The sequence below is a fragment of the Streptomyces sp. NEAU-W12 genome, from assembly GCF_026242095.1.
Classification (GTDB): domain Bacteria; phylum Actinomycetota; class Actinomycetes; order Streptomycetales; family Streptomycetaceae; genus Streptomyces.
In genome coordinates this window covers 16,179-34,566 of the sequence record NZ_JAPJDM010000004.1, presented here as the reverse complement: position 1 = coordinate 34,566, position 18,388 = coordinate 16,179, and the positions used below count along the sequence as shown (strand labels likewise).

At 73.2% G+C, this 18,388-nt stretch carries 18 protein-coding genes and 1 tRNA gene; 6 read left to right on the top strand and 13 right to left on the bottom strand.

What is annotated here, in order from left to right; translation table 11 throughout:
• Positions 1 to 57 precede the first annotated feature (57 nt).
• The gene (locus tag ORI94_RS06340; protein WP_266073304.1) at positions 58 to 1,461 is read left to right on the top strand and encodes a diacylglycerol/lipid kinase family protein; all 1,404 of its coding nucleotides are present in this window, start codon (positions 58 to 60) and stop codon (positions 1,459 to 1,461) included.
• A 29-nt stretch (positions 1,462 to 1,490) separates the two neighbouring features.
• Here ORI94_RS06340 and ORI94_RS06335 read toward each other — a convergent pair whose 3' ends face one another.
• On the bottom strand, positions 1,491 to 2,306 hold the full coding sequence (locus ORI94_RS06335) for a sulfite exporter TauE/SafE family protein (protein ID WP_266073595.1): 816 nt from the start codon (positions 2,304 to 2,306) through the stop codon (positions 1,491 to 1,493).
• 226 nt (positions 2,307 to 2,532) lie between these two features.
• Here ORI94_RS06335 and ORI94_RS06330 point away from each other — a divergent pair, with 226 nt between their 5' ends.
• The 3 genes from ORI94_RS06330 to ORI94_RS06320 all read left to right on the top strand — a co-directional run bounded on the left by ORI94_RS06330 (position 2,533) and on the right by ORI94_RS06320 (position 4,660).
• Positions 2,533 to 3,015 carry a Dps family protein gene (locus tag ORI94_RS06330; protein WP_266073302.1) on the top strand — a complete coding sequence of 161 codons (483 nt, stop codon included), beginning with the start codon at positions 2,533 to 2,535 and terminating at the stop codon, positions 3,013 to 3,015.
• Between the two features lie 182 nt (positions 3,016 to 3,197).
• Complete coding sequence (locus ORI94_RS06325) at positions 3,198 to 4,013, top strand: SAM-dependent methyltransferase (RefSeq protein WP_266073300.1); 816 nt, start codon at positions 3,198 to 3,200, stop codon at positions 4,011 to 4,013.
• A gap of 110 nt (positions 4,014 to 4,123) precedes the next feature.
• On the top strand, positions 4,124 to 4,660 hold the full coding sequence (locus ORI94_RS06320) for an NUDIX hydrolase family protein (RefSeq protein ID WP_042171609.1): 537 nt from the start codon (positions 4,124 to 4,126) through the stop codon (positions 4,658 to 4,660).
• Between the two features lie 46 nt (positions 4,661 to 4,706).
• On the opposite strand, the gene ORI94_RS06315 is transcribed toward ORI94_RS06320, so the two are convergent.
• Positions 4,707 to 5,387 carry a GPP34 family phosphoprotein gene (locus tag ORI94_RS06315; protein ID WP_266073297.1) on the bottom strand — a complete coding sequence of 227 codons (681 nt, stop codon included), beginning with the start codon at positions 5,385 to 5,387 and terminating at the stop codon, positions 4,707 to 4,709.
• 239 nt (positions 5,388 to 5,626) lie between these two features.
• Positions 5,627 to 5,699: transfer RNA gene (locus tag ORI94_RS06310), tRNA-Pro, on the bottom strand.
• A gap of 145 nt (positions 5,700 to 5,844) precedes the next feature.
• Between ORI94_RS06310 and ORI94_RS06305 the strand changes: the two genes are divergently transcribed.
• Positions 5,845 to 6,561 carry a transketolase gene (locus ORI94_RS06305; RefSeq protein ID WP_266073294.1) on the top strand — a complete coding sequence of 239 codons (717 nt, stop codon included), beginning with the start codon at positions 5,845 to 5,847 and terminating at the stop codon, positions 6,559 to 6,561.
• Positions 6,562 to 6,663: 102 nt separating this feature from the next.
• Entirely contained in the window at positions 6,664 to 7,620 is a 957-nt protein-coding gene (locus tag ORI94_RS06300; RefSeq protein WP_266073293.1) for a transketolase family protein, read from the top strand.
• 14 nt (positions 7,621 to 7,634) lie between these two features.
• Here ORI94_RS06300 and ORI94_RS06295 read toward each other — a convergent pair whose 3' ends face one another.
• From ORI94_RS06295 to ORI94_RS06250, 10 genes are all read right to left on the bottom strand, one after another.
• Positions 7,635 to 7,994, bottom strand: coding sequence for an MmcQ/YjbR family DNA-binding protein (locus ORI94_RS06295; protein ID WP_266073291.1), 360 nt, complete (start codon positions 7,992 to 7,994; stop codon positions 7,635 to 7,637).
• 516 nt (positions 7,995 to 8,510) lie between these two features.
• Complete coding sequence (locus tag ORI94_RS06290; protein ID WP_266073289.1) at positions 8,511 to 9,416, bottom strand: LysR family transcriptional regulator; 906 nt, start codon at positions 9,414 to 9,416, stop codon at positions 8,511 to 8,513.
• Positions 9,417 to 9,429: 13 nt separating this feature from the next.
• On the bottom strand, positions 9,430 to 10,629 hold the full coding sequence (locus ORI94_RS06285; RefSeq protein ID WP_266073288.1) for a glycine C-acetyltransferase: 1,200 nt from the start codon (positions 10,627 to 10,629) through the stop codon (positions 9,430 to 9,432).
• 83 nt (positions 10,630 to 10,712) lie between these two features.
• The gene (gene tdh, locus ORI94_RS06280; protein WP_266073594.1) at positions 10,713 to 11,741 is read right to left on the bottom strand and encodes an L-threonine 3-dehydrogenase; all 1,029 of its coding nucleotides are present in this window, start codon (positions 11,739 to 11,741) and stop codon (positions 10,713 to 10,715) included.
• 216 nt (positions 11,742 to 11,957) lie between these two features.
• On the bottom strand, positions 11,958 to 12,533 hold the full coding sequence (locus ORI94_RS06275; RefSeq protein ID WP_266073286.1) for a GAF domain-containing protein: 576 nt from the start codon (positions 12,531 to 12,533) through the stop codon (positions 11,958 to 11,960).
• Positions 12,534 to 12,593: 60 nt separating this feature from the next.
• Complete coding sequence (locus ORI94_RS06270; protein WP_266073284.1) at positions 12,594 to 13,211, bottom strand: GTP-binding protein; 618 nt, start codon at positions 13,209 to 13,211, stop codon at positions 12,594 to 12,596.
• Positions 13,189 to 13,560 (bottom strand): DUF742 domain-containing protein, encoded by a 372-nt coding sequence (locus ORI94_RS06265; RefSeq protein ID WP_042171599.1) that lies wholly within the window; start codon positions 13,558 to 13,560, stop codon positions 13,189 to 13,191. The genes ORI94_RS06270 and ORI94_RS06265 overlap by 23 nt, the downstream gene beginning before the upstream one ends.
• A 2-nt stretch (positions 13,561 to 13,562) precedes the next feature.
• Positions 13,563 to 13,997: a roadblock/LC7 domain-containing protein gene (locus ORI94_RS06260; protein WP_266073282.1), complete on the bottom strand. Its 435-nt coding sequence runs from the start codon at positions 13,995 to 13,997 to the stop codon at positions 13,563 to 13,565.
• 101 nt (positions 13,998 to 14,098) lie between these two features.
• Positions 14,099 to 16,243 (bottom strand): ATP-binding protein, encoded by a 2,145-nt coding sequence (locus ORI94_RS06255; protein ID WP_416237785.1) that lies wholly within the window; start codon positions 16,241 to 16,243, stop codon positions 14,099 to 14,101.
• A gap of 891 nt (positions 16,244 to 17,134) precedes the next feature.
• A complete protein-coding gene (locus tag ORI94_RS06250) occupies positions 17,135 to 18,361 on the bottom strand; it encodes an MBL fold metallo-hydrolase (protein ID WP_266073278.1) in 1,227 nt (408 codons plus the stop codon).
• Positions 18,362 to 18,388: the final 27 nt, after the last annotated feature.

Genomic DNA, 18,388 nt, shown 5'->3' with positions numbered 1-18,388 from the left:
CCCGGTCTCGCCCACGGCCTCGTACGCCCTACGATGACGCCGGCGACTGGAGGAGTCATGGCCGTGGACTTGAGCAGGCGGGCCTACCGGGCCCAGCGGTGGGCCGCGCGGGCGGCGCTGGCCGCGGCCGCGCTCGCGGTGGTGGTCCCGCTCGTCCACGGCGGCACGCGAGGCCTGGTGGTGCTGCTCTGCGGTGCGGTCGGGCTCGCCGTCAGTGCCGCCGCTCTGTGGTGGACGCTGACCCTGCGAGGGCCGCTGCGCTGGGCGGCCGCGCTGGTCGCCGTCTGTGTGCCCGCGGCCGTCGTCGCCGTGTACGCGGTCATCCTGTTCTGGGCCCTCCCGCTGTCGCTGGCCCTGTGGGCGCTGTCCGTGTGGAGCGGCCGTTTCGCGCTGCGCGGGACGGGAAGCGAGCGGCTGCGCGGACGGCCGGGAGGACGGCGGATGCCGCCGCCCCGGCGGGCGGTGCTCATCATGAATCCGCGGTCGGGCGGCGGCAAGGTGGGCCGCTACCGGCTGCGGGAGAAGGCGGAACGGCTGGGCGCCCGGGTCGTCCTGCTCGATCCGGACAAGGAGAACGACGTGACGGCGATGGCCCGGGAGGCCGTCGCGGGCGGCGCGGATCTGCTGGGCGCCGCGGGCGGTGACGGCACGCAGGCGCTGGTCGCGGCCGTGGCCGCCGAGCACGACGTCCCGTTCCTGGTCATCAGCGCCGGTACCCGCAATCACTTCGCCCTGGACCTGGGCCTGGACCGCGGCGATCCGGCCGCCTGCCTGGACGCGCTCACCGACGGGGTGGAGCTGCGCGTCGATCTGGGTTTCGCCGGTGACCAGCCCTTTGTGAACAACGCGTCCTTCGGCGCGTACGCGTCGATCGTGCAGAGCCCCGCCTACCGGGACGACAAGATCGGCACCAGTCTGGAGCTGCTGCCCGACCTGCTCACCGGCCAGCAGGGGGCCCGGCTGGTCGCCCACGTGGGGGACACGGCACTCGACAATCCGCAGGCCGTACTGGTCAGCAACAACCCCTACCGCACCGACGACCCCTTCGGCCTCGGCCGACGGGAGCGGCTGGACACGGGTGTGCTCGGGGTCCTCGGCGTCAAGGTCGAGAGCGCGGTCGACGCCGCCGTGCTGCTGCTGGATCCCTCGCGGGGCCGCCTCACCAACCTGACCGCCCCCGAGGTCCTCGTCGAGGGCGACCGGGCGGAGATCGAGGTCGGGGTCGACGGTGAGGCGCTGCTGCTGCCCGCGCCCGTCCGCTGCCGTATCGCGCCCGGCGCGCTCCGCGTCCGCGTTCCGCGCAGACGGCCCGGCGTGGGCCAGGCACCCCCGCGCCTGAACTGGCGGCGGCTGCGCAAACTGGCGGCCACGGTCGGCCGTACGGCGGCCCCGAGCCGGTTCCGGCATCACCCGGACCTCCCGGACGTACCGGAAGGACAGGGGCCCTTCCTCGGACGGTGAGCCGGGCGCGCACGACAACGGTTCCCTCCTCAGCGCAGCAGGAGTTGCAGGCCGCCCACCACCGTCGCCGCGATCACCAGCTGCTCGAACAGCCGCTGGTTGATCCGGCCGACGGCCCATGTCCCGAGCAGCGCGCCGGGGACGACGAACAGCACGAGCGCCGCGTCGAGCAGCAGTGACTCCGCGTCGATCAGTCCGAGGCCCACGCTGAACGGCACCTTGGACGTGTTGACGATCAGGAAGAAGAACGCCGAGGTCCCGAGGAACCCCAGTTTCCGGAAGCCGGCGGACAGCAGGTACAGGGACATCACCGGTCCGCCCGCGTTGGCGACCATGGTGGTGAAGCCGCCGAGGACGCCGTACGAGCGGGCCCTGACCCGGCCGGCCCGGGAGGCGACCCCGTCCGGGCCGTTCCGTTCGCCCCGCTCGCGCTCGGCCCCGGAGGCGGTTCTCGCGGACCGGTCCGCCGCCCGCCGCCGCCATACCGTCACCGCGGCCATCAGCAGCAGGATCGCCCCGATCGACGTCCCCACGGCCTCGTCGTCCGCCCACGTCAGGAAGACGGTGCCGACGACGACGCCGGCCGCGACCGCCGGGAACAGCCGCCACAGCGTGGGCCAGTGGGCGTGCCGCCGGTAGGTGAGGACGGCGAGCACGTCACCGGCGATGAGGAGGGGCAGCAGTACGCCGGTGGAGGCGCGGGCGGGCAGCACCGCCGCGAAGAGGGCGAGGCTGACCGTGTTCGCCCCGCTGACGGCGGTCTTGGAGAAGCCCACGAGCAGGGCTGCGAAGGCGAGGGCGGCGAACTCCCAGCCGGTGAGGTGCCAGAGCGTCATCATGTCCATTGCGGAGACCGATGCTATGCCCACCTATCGATCGCCGTAAGCACCGTCTCGCCTGCCGGCTTCTCGCCCGGTGCCCGGGCCCGGCACCCGGCACCCGCTGCCCGGCGCCCGCCGCCCTGCCCGACCCCGCGCGCCCCGCAAAGGGCCCGCGTTTGCGCCGGGGAACCCGGGGCACCCGCGCGTTCGCCAAGCACCCCCGAAACCGACCGACGAGGAGCGACACCCCATGACCGTTGTGCGGAGCAGCCTGTCCGACGAGGCCCGCCGGGCCGCCGGCAAGGCACTCCAGGACACCCTGGTGGATCTGCTCGGTCTCTCACTGATCGGCAAGCAGGCCCACTGGAACGTCGTGGGTCCGCGGTTCCGCTCGGTCCACCTCCAGCTGGACGAAGTGGTCTCGACCGCGCGCACCGAGGCCGACACGGTCGCGGAGCGGGCCGCGGCGCTCGGCGTGCCGCCGGACGGCCGCCCGGAGACCGTCGCCAAGGTCTTCGCGCTGCCCGTCCCCGAGGAGGGCCGGCTGCGCGACGCGGACGTCGTGCGGCTGATGGCGGACGCCCTGGGGGCCGCGATCGTACGGCTGCGCGAGCGCGTCGACGCCACCGGGGAGCCGGACCCGGTCACCCAGGACCTGCTGATCTCCGTCACCGCCCGGCTGGAGAAGCACCGCTGGATGTTCGAGGCCGAGAACGCCCCCGACCAGGCGTGACGGGCCGCGACGGCGGACCCCCACGACGCTCTCCGTCTCTCCTCGGCGTCCCCTCCCCTCCCGCCCCCGCCCCCGCTCTCCCGTTCCCGGGACAACGTGATCACCGCGCGGGCACAATGGCCGCGACGGCCGGATCCGGTCGCGGGAAAGCGCGAAGGCAGGAAAGAGGGAGGGGAAGGGACGTGGGTGAGAACCGCACCCCGCCGCGCGGCTCGACGCGGCTGGACACCTCGGTGGCGCACAACGCACGCGTGTGGAACCACTGGATCGGCGGCAAGGACAACTACGAGGTCGACCAGCGGGTCGGCGACCGGGTCGCCTCGATCATCCCCGTCATCCGGGACATCGCCCGTGCGGACCGGGGGTTCCTGGGGCGGGCCGTCACCTACCTGGCCGGTGAGCGCGGTGTGCGGCAGTTCCTCGACATCGGCACCGGGCTGCCCACCGCGGAGAACACCCATGAGATCGCCCAGCGGATCGCGCCCGACGCCCGGATCGTCTACGTCGACAACGACCCGATCGTGCTGATGCACGCCCGGACCCTGCTCACCGGCACCCGGGAGGGCGCCACCGACTACATCGACGCCGACGTGCGCGACCCGGACGCCATACTCGAGCGGGCCGCCGCCACCCTCGACTTCGACCGCCCGGTCGCGGTGATGATGCTGGGGATCCTCAACTTCGTCCTCGACACCGAACAGGCGCGCGCAACCGTGCGGCACATCATGGACAGGCTCCCCTCCGGCAGTTTCCTCGTCCTCACCCACCCCACCCACGACGCCGAGGTGGGCGGCGAGAACCAGATCCCGGCGATGGAGTTCTGGAACGAGAACGCCACGCCCCCGATCACTGCTCGCGGCGCCGAGGACATCGCCGCGTTCCTCGAGGGGCTGACTTTGGTCGAGCCCGGCCTGGTGTCCTGCTCGCGATGGCGCGCCGGGACCGGCTCCGCCGCCCCGGTGGTACCGCAGTACGGCGCGGTGGCCACGAAACCCTGACGCGTCGCCCCGCCCCCGCCCCGCTGACCCGGCCGACCTCTTCGAGGAGGACACACCACCGCGGAGCGGCCATCCCTGTCAGCCCGAACCGTTGAAAGTATGATCAAGCAATGTCTGACACGACCGAAACCACGCCGGGATGGCTGTCCTCCGACGAACTGGAGATGACACGTGCCCGCATGCCGATCCTGTACGTCGAGTCCGTCCCCGTACGGGTCGACGACAGCGGCGAAGTCACCAGCGTAGGCCTGCTGCTGCGGATCGGACCGGACGGCACGGTCAGCCGGACGCTGGTCTCCGGGCGGGTGCTGCACCACGAACGCGTCCGGGACGCGCTGCTGCGCCACCTGGAGAAGGACCTCGGCCCGGTGGCGCTGCCCCGGGTCCCGGCGTCGCTCCAGCCGTTCACGGTCGCCGAGTACTTCCCGACGCACGGGGTCACGCCGTACCACGACCCGCGCCAGCACGCGGTGTCCCTGGCCTACATCGTGCCGGTGACGGGTGACTGCCGGCCCCGGCAGGACGCCCTCGACCTGGTGTGGTTCAGCCCGCAGGAGGCGCTGTCGGAGGCGGTGCAGAGCGAGATGCCGGGCGGGCACGGTGTCCTGCTGAGGCAGGCCCTCGCGCACGCGGGCTGCCTGAGCTGACGCGCTCTCCGCCGCTTCCTTCCCCGCCGTTCTCCTCGCACCCCGGTCACACGGCCCGCCAGATGTTGTCGAAGGCCGCCGCCTCGACGGCCCGGCGCTGTCGTACACCGGCCAGTTCGACGACGGCTTCGTTGACCGCGGCCAGCACGGTCACGACCCGGTCGTCGCCGAGATCCGCGGGCTCGTCGTGGCCCCCGGGACCGTTGCCGGGGTCACCGTCGCCCGGGTCGCCGCCGTCCCGGGCGCCGACGCCCGCGGCGGCGGCGAGGGCGGCGAGCACGGGTTCGTGCGCCGCCCAGCGGTCGTTCGCGTGGCGGCGCGCCGGTGAGTCGGCCAGTGCCGAGGGGTCGATGCTCAACGACGGCTTCCGGCTCCGCCAACGGGAGGCGGCCGATCCCGTCGTCCCCAGCTCCGCGAGATACGCGGCCACCAGGTCGCGGCCACGGCGCCACAGCCAGTCCTCAACCGGTTCATGAGGTTCCTGTCGGACCAGTGAGGACGCGGCCTGCCGCAGCAGCGGATCGTCGGTGGCCGTCTCCGGGGCAGGCGGCGGCGCCTGCCCCGGAGACGGCACCACCACTCGGTCCCCGTCGAGGTCGGCGGTCCCGGCGTCGATGAGGTCGACCAGCTCCGCGCCCGCGAGCGCCAGCGACAGATCGCCCGGCTCGACGGACGCACCGGACCGTGTGTCGATGACGACGACGAGCAGATCCCGGGCTGTGGTCATGAGGGGCTCCACATGAAGAGGGGGCGGCGGCGAACGAGCGGCGACGGCTCCAGGAGCTGACCCGTCGCCTCCGGAACCACGAAGGCCGCCTCTCCATTCCCGCTGCCCCGCCACCGGCGGTCAGGGAGCGGGGAGGCTTCGGGTGCGTGTCGGGCGTCCACTCCCGGAAAACCCGTGAACGGCCGAGGGGGGGGGGGGGTGCCCAGCGGGCACCCCCCCCCGCCGGCGGCTGACGGCCCGGGGGGCGACAGGATTTGAACCTGCGACCCCTTGACCCCCAGTCAAGTGCGCTACCAAGCTGCGCCACGTCCCGTTGCCCGTCTGACCTGGGGATTCCCCGGCGTCGACGTGCACGGAAACAATACCGCACCCGGGGCGGTGATCGCGCACCCCTTTGTCCGGGGCCGCCGGGAGCGGTACTTGACCTCAAGTTCGGTTGAGGTCGCAGGATCGCCGTATGACGATCACCGACGAACACACGCTCACGACGGCTGCGTACGGCTACGGGGACCTGGCGTCGCTGATGGGCCGAATGACCGGCGACGAGAAGCACGGGCCGGCCGCGACCTCCACGCTGGACGTGCTGTGGGTGCTCTACGACCGCGTCCTGCGCGTCTCCCCGCAGCGGAGGGACGACCGGGACCGGGACAGGTTCCTGCTGTCGAAGGGGCACGGGCCGATGGCGTACTACGCCGTACTGGCCGCCAGGGGCTTCCTGCCGGTGGAGTGGCTGACCGGGTTCGGCTCGTACGACTCGCCGCTCGGCCATCACCCCGACCGGACGCTGGTGCCGGGCGCCGAGATCGGCAGCGGATCGCTGGGGCACGGACTGCCGATCGCGGTCGGTACGGCGCTGGGGTTGCGCGCGCAGGGGCTCGACGGGCCGGCCGTGTGGGTACTGATCGGGGACGCCGAGCTGGACGAGGGCAGCAACCACGAGGCCATCGCGTTCGCCGGACCCGCCGGCCTGGAACGGCTGCACACCGTCGTGGTCGACAACTCCTCCGCCAGTCATGCCCGGCCCGGTGGGATCGCCGCACGTTTCGAGGCGGCCGGCTGGTCCGCGCACACGGTCGACGGCCGTGACCACGAGGCGCTGCACGCCGCGTTCACGGCGCCGCATCCCGGGCGGCCGCACGTGGTGGTGGCCCGGGTCGAGCCGAAGTACGCGTAGCGCGCGTGCGCTTCCCCGTCCGGCTGCCCCTCTCCGCTTCCCCCGCCGGCTTCTCTTCCCGGCTCCTCCCTCCGGCTCCCTGTTCCGAAAGGACCACCTCCCGTGGACACCATGCGTGACCGATTCGCCCACGTCCTCACCCGGCTGCTGGACGACGACCCCCGGGTGGCCGTCCTCCTCGCCGAGATCGGCAAGGACACCTTCACCGAGGCCGTCCGCCGTCATCCGGACCGGGTCGTCAACGTCGGCATCCGGGAGCAGCTCCTGGTGGGAGCCGCCGCGGGGATGGCGCTCACCGGTCTGCGGCCGGTCGTGCACACCTTCGCCAGCTTCCTCGTCGAGCGGCCGTTCGAGCAGGTCAAGCTGGACCTGGGCCACCAGGACGCGGGCGCGGTGCTGGTGAGCGCCGCCGCCTCCTTCGACTGGCCGGCCGGCGGCTATACGCACATGGCGCCGGGCGACGTGGCGCTGCTGGACACCCTGGACGACTGGACCGTGCACGTCCCGGGGCATCCGGACGAGGCCGAGACGCTGCTGCGGCACGCGGTGGCCGCCGGCGACGACAAGGTGTACGTGCGGCTGTCCCTGCAGACCAACACGCACCCGCTGCCGGTGGACGGCGAACGGTTGCGCACCGTCCGCGAGGGCCGCGCGGGTGTGGTGGTCGCCGTCGGCCCCGTGCTGGACGCGGTGCTCACGGCCACGGAGGGTCTCGACGTCACCGTCCTGTACGCCACCACGGTCCGGCCCTTCGACGCGGCCGCCCTGCGCCGGGCCACCGAGGCCGCCGGGACGGATGTCGTCCTGGTCGAGCCGTATCTGGCGGGTACGTCGGTGACCGCGGCGAACGACGCGCTGTCCGGCGTGCCGCACCGGGTGCTGGGGCTGGGCGTGGGCCGGCGGGAGCTGCGACGGTACGGGCGGCTCGAGGAGCATGTCGCCGCCCACGGTCTCGACGCCCGCTCGCTGCGGGAGCGCATCGCGGCGTTCACGGGAGCCGCAGCCTCCCTCCGGCTCCGGCCGCCGTCCGCGCTCCCGGAGCATGCCGCGGCCCACTGACACGACCCCGGGGATCACTCCCCGGGCGGCCGGCCCAGCCGGGGATGGGCGTCGAGCAGCCGGGGCGGGGCCGCCTGGCGCCAGGAGTCGGCGAGGATGTCACGCAGTTCCTCCTCGTCCTCCAGGGCGGCGAGGCGGACCCGGACCCAGGCGAACTGCGCCTCGTGGCCCGCGATCCAGAACTTCTCCGGCTCCGCGAGGGCCAGTTCGTCGCGCTCCTCCTTGGGACAGCGCACGGCGATGGACGTCTCGTCCTCGGGCAGGGTGGCGAACATCTTCCCCGCCACCCGGAACGTGGGCATGCTCCAGGCCACTTTCTCCGTCGTGTCCGGCAGGGACAGTGCGATCCGTTGTACGTCTTCGGCATCCGGCATGGCAGGCACCGTAGCGGCCGGCACTGACAATCACCTGGTGGCAGCGGCGAGGGCCCCGTACGGGCGTCCTCACCGTGCGCTCCTCACATGGCCCTGGGCGTCACGCCCGTCATCGGTACGGCCACTGCGAGCCCGCCGAGGAGCACGGCGGCCGGGACGACCAGAGCCCGTCCCGCGTGAGGGGTCGGGCGACGCGCGACCGGACGGACCGCCGCCGTGCCCGGGAAGACGAGCACGGACAGGGAGAGCACGGACAGGGGGCAGGCCGACCGGGGCGGCGCAGACCGCGGTGGCCCACCGGGTGACCTCGCGGGTGAAACCGCGGCGGGCGATCGGACAGGTGCCCGCGCCCGCGAAGGCGGCACACACCCGAGGGGCACGCCGGTCACCGGTAGGCGGCTGCTGCTTCCACGAGGGCGTCTTCTCCTCGGGTCTGTTCCCGGACGGGCCGCTTCGGCTCCAGCCGGAGGAGGCCGGCCCGGGAACGGGGAGTTGCCGCCGCCGACGTGTTCGGTCCTACGCCTCGTCGGCGGCCTCGCCGAGCGCGTCCAGGACCGGGCGGATCAGCGGGTGTTCCTCGGCTCCCCGGCGTACGGCGGCGAAGACCCGGCGGGTCGGCGCGACCCCGTCGACCGGCCGGACGGTCACACCGGTCAGGTCCATGCCGCGCAGTGCCGAGCGCGGGACCAGTGCGACGCCCACGTCCGCCGAGGCCAGGGCCACCACCGCGCGGAAGTCGTCGGAGGAGTGCTCGAGCCGGGGCTGGAATCCGGCGTTCTCGCAGGCCAGGACGACGACATCGTGGCAGGGGTTGCCGGGGTACGGGCCGATCCACGGGTCCTTGGCCAGTTCGGCCAGCGGGACCTCGGCGATGTCGGCCAGCCGGTGCGTGACGGGGACGACCGCGTCGAAGGGCTCCGCGTACAGGGGGACGTGCGTCAGGCGGGGGTCGTCGGCGGGCGGCGCCCCGCGGTACTCGACGGCCACGGCGACGTCGACCTGCCGGTCCAGGAGCATCGGCAGGCTGGCGTCGCCCTCGGCGTCCTGGACACGGATGCGGATACCGGGCGCCGCCGCGGCGAGGCGGACCACCGCGGGGGCGACGACCTGGGCGATCCCGGTCGCGAAGGAGGCGACGGTGACGGTGCCGGCCGCGCCCGAACCGTACGCGGCGAGTTCGGCCGCGGCCCGCTCCAGCTGGGCGAGGACCACATGGGTGTGGCCGAGCAGGATCTCGCCGGCCGGGGTCAGCCGTACGCCCTTGGCGCCGCGCTCCACCAGCCGGTGGCCGGTCTCCTGCTCCAGCGTGGCGAGCTGCTGGGACACCGCGGACGGGGTCAGGTACAGCGCGGCGGCCGCCGCCGTGACCGTGCGGTGGTCGGCCACCGCACGGAGGATGTGGAGCCGCCGTGCCTCGATCATGCAACCGATTCTCTCAGGCGTCGAGCTCCGCCCGCGCCGCCACGAAGGCCTCCACCACGCGGTTCACGTCCCCGGCCGAGTGCGCGGCGGACAGCTGGACCCGGATCCGGGCCTGTCCCTCGGGCACCACGGGGTAGGAGAAGCCGATCACGTAGACACCGCGCTCCAGCAGCAGCTCCGCCAGGCGCCCCGCGCGGGACGCGTCGCCGATCATCACCGGGGCGATGGGGTGGTCGCCGGGGAGGATGTCGAAGCCCTCCTCGGTCATCCGGCGGCGGAACAGGGCGGTGTTCTCGCCCAGCCGGACCCGCAGGTCGTCGGCGGACTCCAGCAGGTCGAGGACCTTCAGCGAGGCCGCGGCGATCACCGGGGCGAGCGTGTTCGAGAACAGGTACGGCCGGGAGCGCTGGCGCAGCAGGGCGACGATCTCCGCGCGGGCGGCGACATAGCCGCCGGAGGCGCCGCCGAGCGCCTTGCCGAGGGTGCCGGTGAGGATGTCGACGCGGTCCATGACGCCGTGCAGTTCGGGGGTGCCGCGTCCGCCGGGTCCGACGAAGCCCACGGCGTGCGAGTCGTCGACCATGACCATGGCGTCGTGCCGCTCGGCGAGGTCGCAGATCTCGGCCAGCGGCGCGACATGGCCGTCCATGGAGAAGACGCCGTCGGTGACGATCAGCTTGCGGCGCGCCCCGCCCTCGGTGGCCTCCTTCAACTGGCGTTCCAGGTCGGCCGTGTCGCGGTTGGCGTAGCGGAAGCGGCGGGCTTTGGACAGCCGGATGCCGTCGATGATCGACGCGTGGTTCAGCGCGTCGGAGATCACCGCGTCCTGCGCACCGAGCAGCGTCTCGAACACGCCTCCGTTGGCGTCGAAGCAGGACGAGTAGAGGATCGTGTCCTCCTGGCCGAGGAACGCCGACAGCCGCGCCTCCAGGTCCTTGTGCACCTCCTGCGTACCGCAGATGAAGCGCACCGAGGCCATGCCGTAGCCCCAGCGGTCGAGGGCCTCGTGGGCGGCGGCGAGCACCTCGGGGTGGTCGGCGAGGCCGAGGTAGTTGTTGGCGCAGAAGTTGAGGACCTCACCGGGCCGGCCGCCCGCGGTGACGTTCACGGTGGCGGACTGCGGGGTGCCGATCACGCGCTCGGGCTTGTGCAGTCCGGCGGCGCGGATCTCGTCGAGGGTGGTGCGGAGGTCGTCGCGCACGGAGTCGAACATCGAGAAGCTCCTGAAAGTGCTCGCGGAAGGGGGGAAGAGGGTGCCGAGGACGGCGCGGGGCGTGCGCCGCGGCGCACCAGGCCCTACGCCGTCCAGTCGAGGATGATTTTTCCGCTGCGGCCGCTCGCCGCGTCCTCGAAGGCCGCCTCGAAGTCGCGGTGGGAGTACCGGCCGGTGATCACGGGGGCGAGGTCCAGGCCGCCTTCGAGGAGCACCGACATGGCGTACCAGGTCTCGAACATCTCACGGCCGTAGATCCCTTTGAGGGTGATCATCGAGGTGACGATCCGGGACCAGTCGACCGGGAACTCCTCGGCCGGCAGGCCGAGCATCGCGATCCGGCCGCCGTGGGTCATGTTGGCGATCATGTCGCGCAGCGCCTCGGGCCGGCCGGACATCTCGAGGCCGATGTCGAAGCCCTCGCGCAGGCCGAGGAGGTGCTGCCCGTCGGCGATCGCCGCGTCCCGCACGTTCAGCGCCAGGCTCACACCGATCTTGCGGGCGAGTTCCAGCCGCTCCTCGCTGACGTCGGTGATCATGACGTGGCGGGCGCCGGCGTGCCGGGCCACCGCGGCGGCCATCAGGCCGATCGGTCCGGCCCCGGTGATCAGGACGTCCTCGCCGACGAGGGGGAAGGACAGGGCGGTGTGCACGGCGTTGCCGAACGGGTCGAAGATCGCGGCGACATCGAGGTCGACGGGGACGCGGTGCACCCAGACGTTGGCCGCGGGCAGGGTGACGTACTCGGCGAACGCACCGTCGCGGCCGACGCCGAGGCCGATGGTGGCACGGCACAGGTGCCGGCGTCCGGCCTGGCAGTTGCGGCACTTGCCGCACACCAGGTGGCCCTCGCCGCTGACCCGGTCGCCGGTCTTGATCTCGCCGACGTCCCGGCCGGTCTCGACGACCTCGCCGACGAACTCGTGCCCGAGGACCAGCGGGGTGCTGATCGTCTGCCGGGCCCAGCCGTCCCAGGCGCGGATGTGCAGGTCGGTACCGCAGATACCGGTGCGCAGCACCTTGATGAGTACCTCGCCGGGGCCGACGGCCGGCTCCGGGACGTCCGCGAGCCACAGCCCGGGTTCGGCCTTGTCCTTGACGAGCGCCTTCAACGCCACGGCTCCTCGGGGTGAGTCCCGGCTCCGGGCGTGCCGGAGCAGCCCTGGCCGGGAGCGGGGTGGGATCGCACTGCAATCTGCCGTACGACACCCTCGCCGGTCCATCGAGGATTTCTTAAGCGCGGCCACAGCTTTCCTTCACACCGTCACTCCTTCGGCGGCAGCACACCGCGTCCGTGGGCTCGAGGAAGCAGGTCCGTCTCCGCGGTGTCAGAAGGGCAGTCCGTGTCTCTCCCCGTGCTCGAGCCGTACGACGAGATCGGCGGCCCGTTCCTTGATGGCGGCGAGCCCTTCCTGTCCCCAGGCCCGCGGCCGGGTGTCGGAGACCGAGACGGTGCCCAGCACCGTGCCGGTGCTGTCGATGAGCGGGGCACCCAGGTAGGAGCGCACCCCGAACTCGTCGACGACCGGGTTGCCCGCGAACCGGGGGTAGTCGCTCACGTCCCCCAGGACCAGCGCCTTGCGGCGGGCCACCACATGGGGGCAGAAGCCGTGGTCGCGGGGCAGCGACCGGCCCAGCAGGGCGCCGGTGCCGTCGCCGCGGAGGACGGGGGCGACCGCCGGGGTCTGCAGCCCGGCGAAGAACTGTCCCTCCTCCCCCAGGAAGTTGACCATGGCGTACACCGCTCCCGTGAGTTCGGAGAGGCCGTACGCGAAGGCGTCGAGCGTGGGTTCGGGGCGCTCGCCCAGCCCCAGCCGGCGCAGTCGCTCGATGCGGGCCGGGGCTTCCTTGTCCTCGGGGGTGAGCAGCAGACGACCGGCCGGACGCGGCGGGTCGTAGCTCATGGGCGGGCTCCCTGGATGTGGGCACATGTCATATACGGGCTCCGTGGTGGTGTGCGGGGATCACCTGTGGGCGCGGTACCCCGTCGCGGGGGCCGGGGCGTGGGCGATGAGATGGCGGACCAGGGTCAGCAGGGTCTGGACGCCCGAGCTGGAGATCCGGGCGTCGCAGCACACGACGGGGATCTCGCCCGGCAGGTCCAGGGCGGCGCGCACCTCCTGGGGGTCGTAGCGGAAGGCGCCGTCGAACTCGTTGACGGCGATGATGAAGCCGAGGCCGCGTTGCTCGAAGAAGTCGACGGCGGCGAAGCACTCCTCCAGGCGCCGGGTGTCGGCGATGATGACCGCGCCGAGGGCGCCCTCGCAGAGTTCGTCCCACATGAACCAGAAGCGTTCCTGGCCCGGTGTGCCGAACAGGTAGAGCACATGTTCCTGGTCCAGGGTGATGCGGCCGAAGTCCATCGCCACGGTCGTCTCGACCTTGTTCTCGATGCCGTCGAGCCGGTCGGTGGCGGCGCTGACCGTGGTGAGCAGTTCCTCCGTGCTGAGCGGCGCGATCTCACTGACCGCGCCGACGAAGGTGGTCTTGCCCACACCGAACCCGCCCGCCACGAGGATCTTGAGCGCGGTGGGGAACACGTCGGCGGCGGAGCCGCGGTCAGAGCTGTCGTCGTAGTCCATCGAGCACTGCCTCCAGAAGGGCCCGGTCCGTCGGGTTGTGGTCGAACACGGGGGGCTTGGTGGTGAGGCCTCCGCTGTCGACGAGGTCCGCCAGCAGCACCTTGGTGACGGCCAGCGGCAGCTTGAGGTGGGCGGCCACCTCGGCGACCGGGAGGGGCGCGCGGCACAGTTCGAGTGCCTGCGTGTGCTCGGGGCCGAGGTAGCCGAAGGGGGCGGCCCCGGTGGCCATCACCTGTGACATCAGGTCGAGTTCGACGGTGGGGCGGGTGCGGCCGTCGCTGACGGTGAAGGGGCGCACCAGCCGCCCGGCCGCGTCGTCCAGCCAGGGGCCGTCACCGGCCGTCGTCACGTTCAAGGCCTCATCGCCCGCGGTTCGACGGCGGGCTGCCGGGGGGCGGTCACCAGGTACGGCCTCACACTCTTGACCAGCATGGCCATCTCGTAGCCGAGCACCGCCGCGTCGGCCTCACGGCCGGCCAGTACGGCGAGGCAGGTGCCGGAACCGGCGGTGGAGACGAACAGCAGCATCGAGTCGAGCTCGACGACGACCTGGCGGACGTCGCCGCTCTCGCCGAAGCGGATGCCGGCGCTGCGGCCGAGGGAGTAGAGGCCGGAGGCCAGGGCTGCCATGTGGTCGGCGCTGTCCGCGTCGAGACCGTGCACGGACTTCACCAGCCCGTCGCAGGAGAGCAGCACGGCGCTGGAGGTGTGCGGCACCCGTTGCACGAGGCCGCTCATCAGCCAGTCGAGATCGGAAACGTGGGCGGTCGGCGCATCGCTCGCCATGGTGGATGGACTCCTTGGGGTACGAAGGTCTGCGGGAGTGCTGGGGGCGGGGACGGGCGGGGAGGTGGGGGCCCGGCAGGCAGTGGAGGGTGCGGGCGTGCTCATCCGGGGGGTGCGCTCCCGTCGTGCCGTGCGGTGGGGTGGTCGGTGGGGGGCGCGGACACGCCGTCGCGGGCGCCGCGTGCTTCCCGGACTGCCGCGTGCGGGGGACGCGCGTCGGCGGGGTGGGGCTCCGTGGTGGGGGACTCCGTCGCGTGAACCGTGATGCCGTGGGGCGGTCCCATGAGGCGGGCGTCCACGTAGTGGGGGCCGACGGGGTGGGTGTCCATCGGGTGGGCGGTGGGACCGGGGCGCTCCCCCATGGGCGACGACGGCAGCCCGGGCAGGGACGCCATGGGGTCGCCCGTCGTGTGGCCGCCCGCCATGGGGGCCTCGGCCGTGCCGTCACGGCGCAGGCCGCCCCGGTCCGTGTCCTCACTGCCCATGTGGCCCGCCTCCATGGACTGTTGGGTTTCGGCGAGGCTGACGCCCCGCCGGAAGGCCGCCATCAGGTGGGGATCGTGCCCGACGACGTGCTCGGTGTCCCGACGCGGCGTGGGACCGTCGCGGAGCTGGGGCGCCAGGTGTTCCTGGGCGCGGCGGCGGGGCAGGTGGGGCCTGCCCGTGGTGCCGCGCACCGTGGTGTCGCGTGGGGTGAGGGGGGCGGTCCCGATCCCGCTCTCCTCGAGTGTCTGCCGGTCGTCCGGGGTGACCCCGGGCATGGCCTCGGCCGGATGGGGCCGCACCGGGCGGGCACCGCGCAGCGGCAGGGGCGGCGCCACGCCGTCGGGGGCCGTCGGGGCGGGGGCGGGGGTTTGGTCGTGGCGCCGCCCCGACGGTACGGCGGAGGACGACACCGGGGTGAGGGGCGTCTCGCTTCCGGACCCCGCCGGCGGGCCGGATCCGGTCTGCTGCACGAGGCCGGTCCGCGCGTCGGGCCCCGTCCACGCGTCGGGGCCGGTGCCGTCGGCGTACGGATCGGGGTCGGTCCGCGGGCCGGTCGGCCACTGTCCGTTCCCGTGCCCGGGGGGACCGGTCGGCGGGACGCCGCCGGGCGCGGGGACGGCAGGCGCGGGCCGGTGTGCCGGCCCGCCGCCGTGTTCCGCGGACCACTGCTCGGCGCCGAGCAGTGCCTGCGGTACCACGAGCACGGCCTGCACTCCGCCGTAGATGTTGTTCTGGAGCCGGACCCGGATGCCGTGCCGCCGCGCGAGCTGCGAGACCACGTACAGGCCGATGCGCCCGTCGGCCAGCAGGCTGGCGACATTGACCTGGTCGGGGTCGGCGAGCAGGGCGTTCATCCGGTCCTGCTCGCCCACGGGCATACCGAGCCCGCGGTCCTCGACCTCGACGGCGAGCCCGGAGGTGACGAGACCGGCGCGCAGCAGCACCTGGGTGTGCGGGGCGGAGTACAGCGTGGCGTTCTCGACGAGTTCGGCGAGCAGGTGGATGACGTCGGCGACGGCGTGCCCGCGCAGGGTGCCGTCGATCGGCGGCACCAGTTTGACCCGTGAGTACTGCTCGACCTCGGCGATGGCCGAGCGCAGCACCTCGGTCATGGAGACCGGGTGGCTCCACTGCCGCCGGGAGACGGCCCCGCCGAGGACGGCGAGGTTCTCGGCGTGGCGGCGGATGCGGGTGGCGAGATGGTCGACCTGGAAGAGGCCCTTGAGCAGGTCGGGGTCCTCGATCTCGTTCTCCATCTCGTCGAGGAGGGAGATCTCGCGGTGCACCAGGGACTGCAGACGCCGGGCCAGGTTGACGAACACCTCGAGCTTCTGTTCGCTGCCCGCCTGGCTGGAGAGCCGGGACGCCTGGACGACGGCGGTGACGGCGCTGTCGTGGGCCCGGGACAGGTCCGCGGCGAGCCGGTCGAACGCGTCGGCGTCCCCCGGCGTTCTGCCCGGCTGCGTGCGCGGGGGCGGGCCGTCGCCGCGTCGCAGGGTGTCCACGAGGGCGCGCAGGTCGGCCTCGTGCCGGGCCGTGCTCCGGCGCAGGCCCTCGACACGGTCGTGCACGGCCCGCGCCGCGCGGTCGGCTGCGACGGCGGCGATGACGATGCCGGCGAGAGCCACCGACACCGCGCCGCCGAGCACAGCCCACAGGGTCGCGTCCGGCCGTATGCCGGTGGAGCGGATGATGAAGATCACGGCGGCACAGGCGCTGAGGGCGACCGCCACGGGCGGCAGGACGGCCAGCCGCAGCAACTGGGGTCTTGTCTGTGCCTCGGGGTGCGCGGGGGCGGGCCGGGAGGGCGGGCGTCCGTGCCGTCCTCCCTCCCGCCGGTCCGTGCGGGAGGGAGGACCGGCGGGAGGGAGGGGGTCGGGCATGGGCGTCCTCGAACTGGTCCGTCGGTCCTGGGTACCGGGTGAACGCCCGGCACCACGGCCGCCGGGCGCGTGGGAGCGGTTCCGCCCGCCGCGCGGCCCGCCGCCGGGTGGTGCGGGCGTACGCCCGTTACCGGCACCGGCGCGCGGGCCGGCCGGCGGTCCGTCTGGGGCACCCGCGGCTTCCTTCGACCCGACAGGCGCGCTCGGCACACCGGTCACGCCCGAGGCGCCGGCCGGGCCCGGGCGTCGGGGTGCGGCACCCCGGCCTCTCCCTCGTCCGCCTCCGCCTTCTGCCTGCACGTACCGGTCCCCGCTCCCTGAATCCGATTCCGATGGGCGCGACCCCGTGGCGCGATGCGCCGAACGACGGGGGTCGTCGCGGTGTCGCCGTACCGGTCGGGAGGCGCCTCGGAAGGCCGAGGGCGTCGGACATGCGTCACCCGACCGACACTCACCGTAGTCGCCACCGCATCACGTGCGGTGGTCAGTTGACAAACTCACACGGACAGCGTCCCGCTCTGGTATGAGGCTTCGTACGACAGACCGATAAACCCGTCGCCCCCTCGCCAAAGAACGGTCACCACTCGATCCGACCTGCTCGGATACGGTCAACAGGAAACGCCGAGGGCCGGGGAGCTCGCAGCCCCCCGGCCCTCTCGTTTACTCCCGCCCCCCGGCCGGACGCCCCCTCGGGACCCCTCAGGAGCCCTCCGCGCGCCGTGTGCCACCCACAGGAACATCACTCAGCGTAGCGATCAAGGCCAAGGCTCATTCCTCCGGCACCAGGCCCGGCTCCTCGTGGGAAGAGACCGTGACGGGGTCGGGCAGCGGCCACCTGTGGTCCGGGACGTGCCCCACGCCCCGCCACCACGGCTCGGCCGGCAGTTCACCGGCGGGCTCGAACGGCAGGCCCGGGACGGGGAAGGCGGCGGGCTGCCCGACCGCGTCGGCCGCAGCCATCGTCCACTCGCCGGGCTCCGCCCACGGATGCGGTGCCAGGTTGAAGGTGCCCCAGTGGATCGGCAGGAGGACCCCGCACGGCCGGCCCCGCTGGAGGTCGAGGTGGGCCTGGAGGCCTTCGGCGGGGTTCATGTGGATCTCCGGCCAGGAACCCGGTCCCGGGTTCGGGTCCGACTGCCCCTTGGGCCAGAAGTCCGAGTACGCACCGATCTGGATCATCGTCGCGTCGAAGGGGCCGTGGGCGGCGCCGATGTCCTTGAAGCCGTCGAAGTAACCGGTGTCTCCGCTGTGGTAGACGCGGTGTTCCCCGCCGGTGACGACCCAGGAGGCCCACAGGGTGTGCTGCGTGTTGCGCAGGCCCCGGCCGCAGAAGTGGCGGGCCGGGGTGGCGGTGAGGGTGAGCCCGCCGACCTCGGTCGCCTCGTGCCAGTCCAGTTCGCGCAGCCGGTCGGCGGACACGCCCCAGTGCTCGAGATGGGCGCCCACGCCGAGCGGCACGGCGAACAGCGTGTCCGTGCCGGCCAGCGCCTTGACGGTGGGCAGGTCCAGGTGGTCGTAGTGGTCGTGCGAGATCACGACGACGTCCACCGGGCCGAGCGCGGCCAGCGGCAGAGGTACCGGGTGCAGCCGCTTCGGGCCGACGAAGGGGAACGGGGAGCAGCGCTCGCCCCACACGGGGTCGAACAGCACCCGCCGCCCGTCGATCTCCACGAGCACACTGGAGTGTCCCATCCAGGTCAGCCGCAGTCCGGAGGCCGGCGGGCGGGCCAGGTCGGCGAGGGTGGTGGCGTGCACCGGCGGGGTGTGGTGCGGGGCACGGCGGGACCGGGTGCCCTTGTCGAAGTAGGTCCTCGCCAGGTCCCGGGACGAGCCCGGGGGCCGGGCCCGGGTGGGGCCTTGGGGATTCTGGAACACGCCGTCCCGGTAGTGCGGGGACCGGCGGATGCGCTCCATGCGCTCACCGGCGGGGTCCGCGCCGAAGGCCGCGGGCCGTAGCGCACGGAGCCCGGAGCTCTGGGAACGGATACCGGCCACGACGCCTCCAAGGAAAATCGGTCAGAC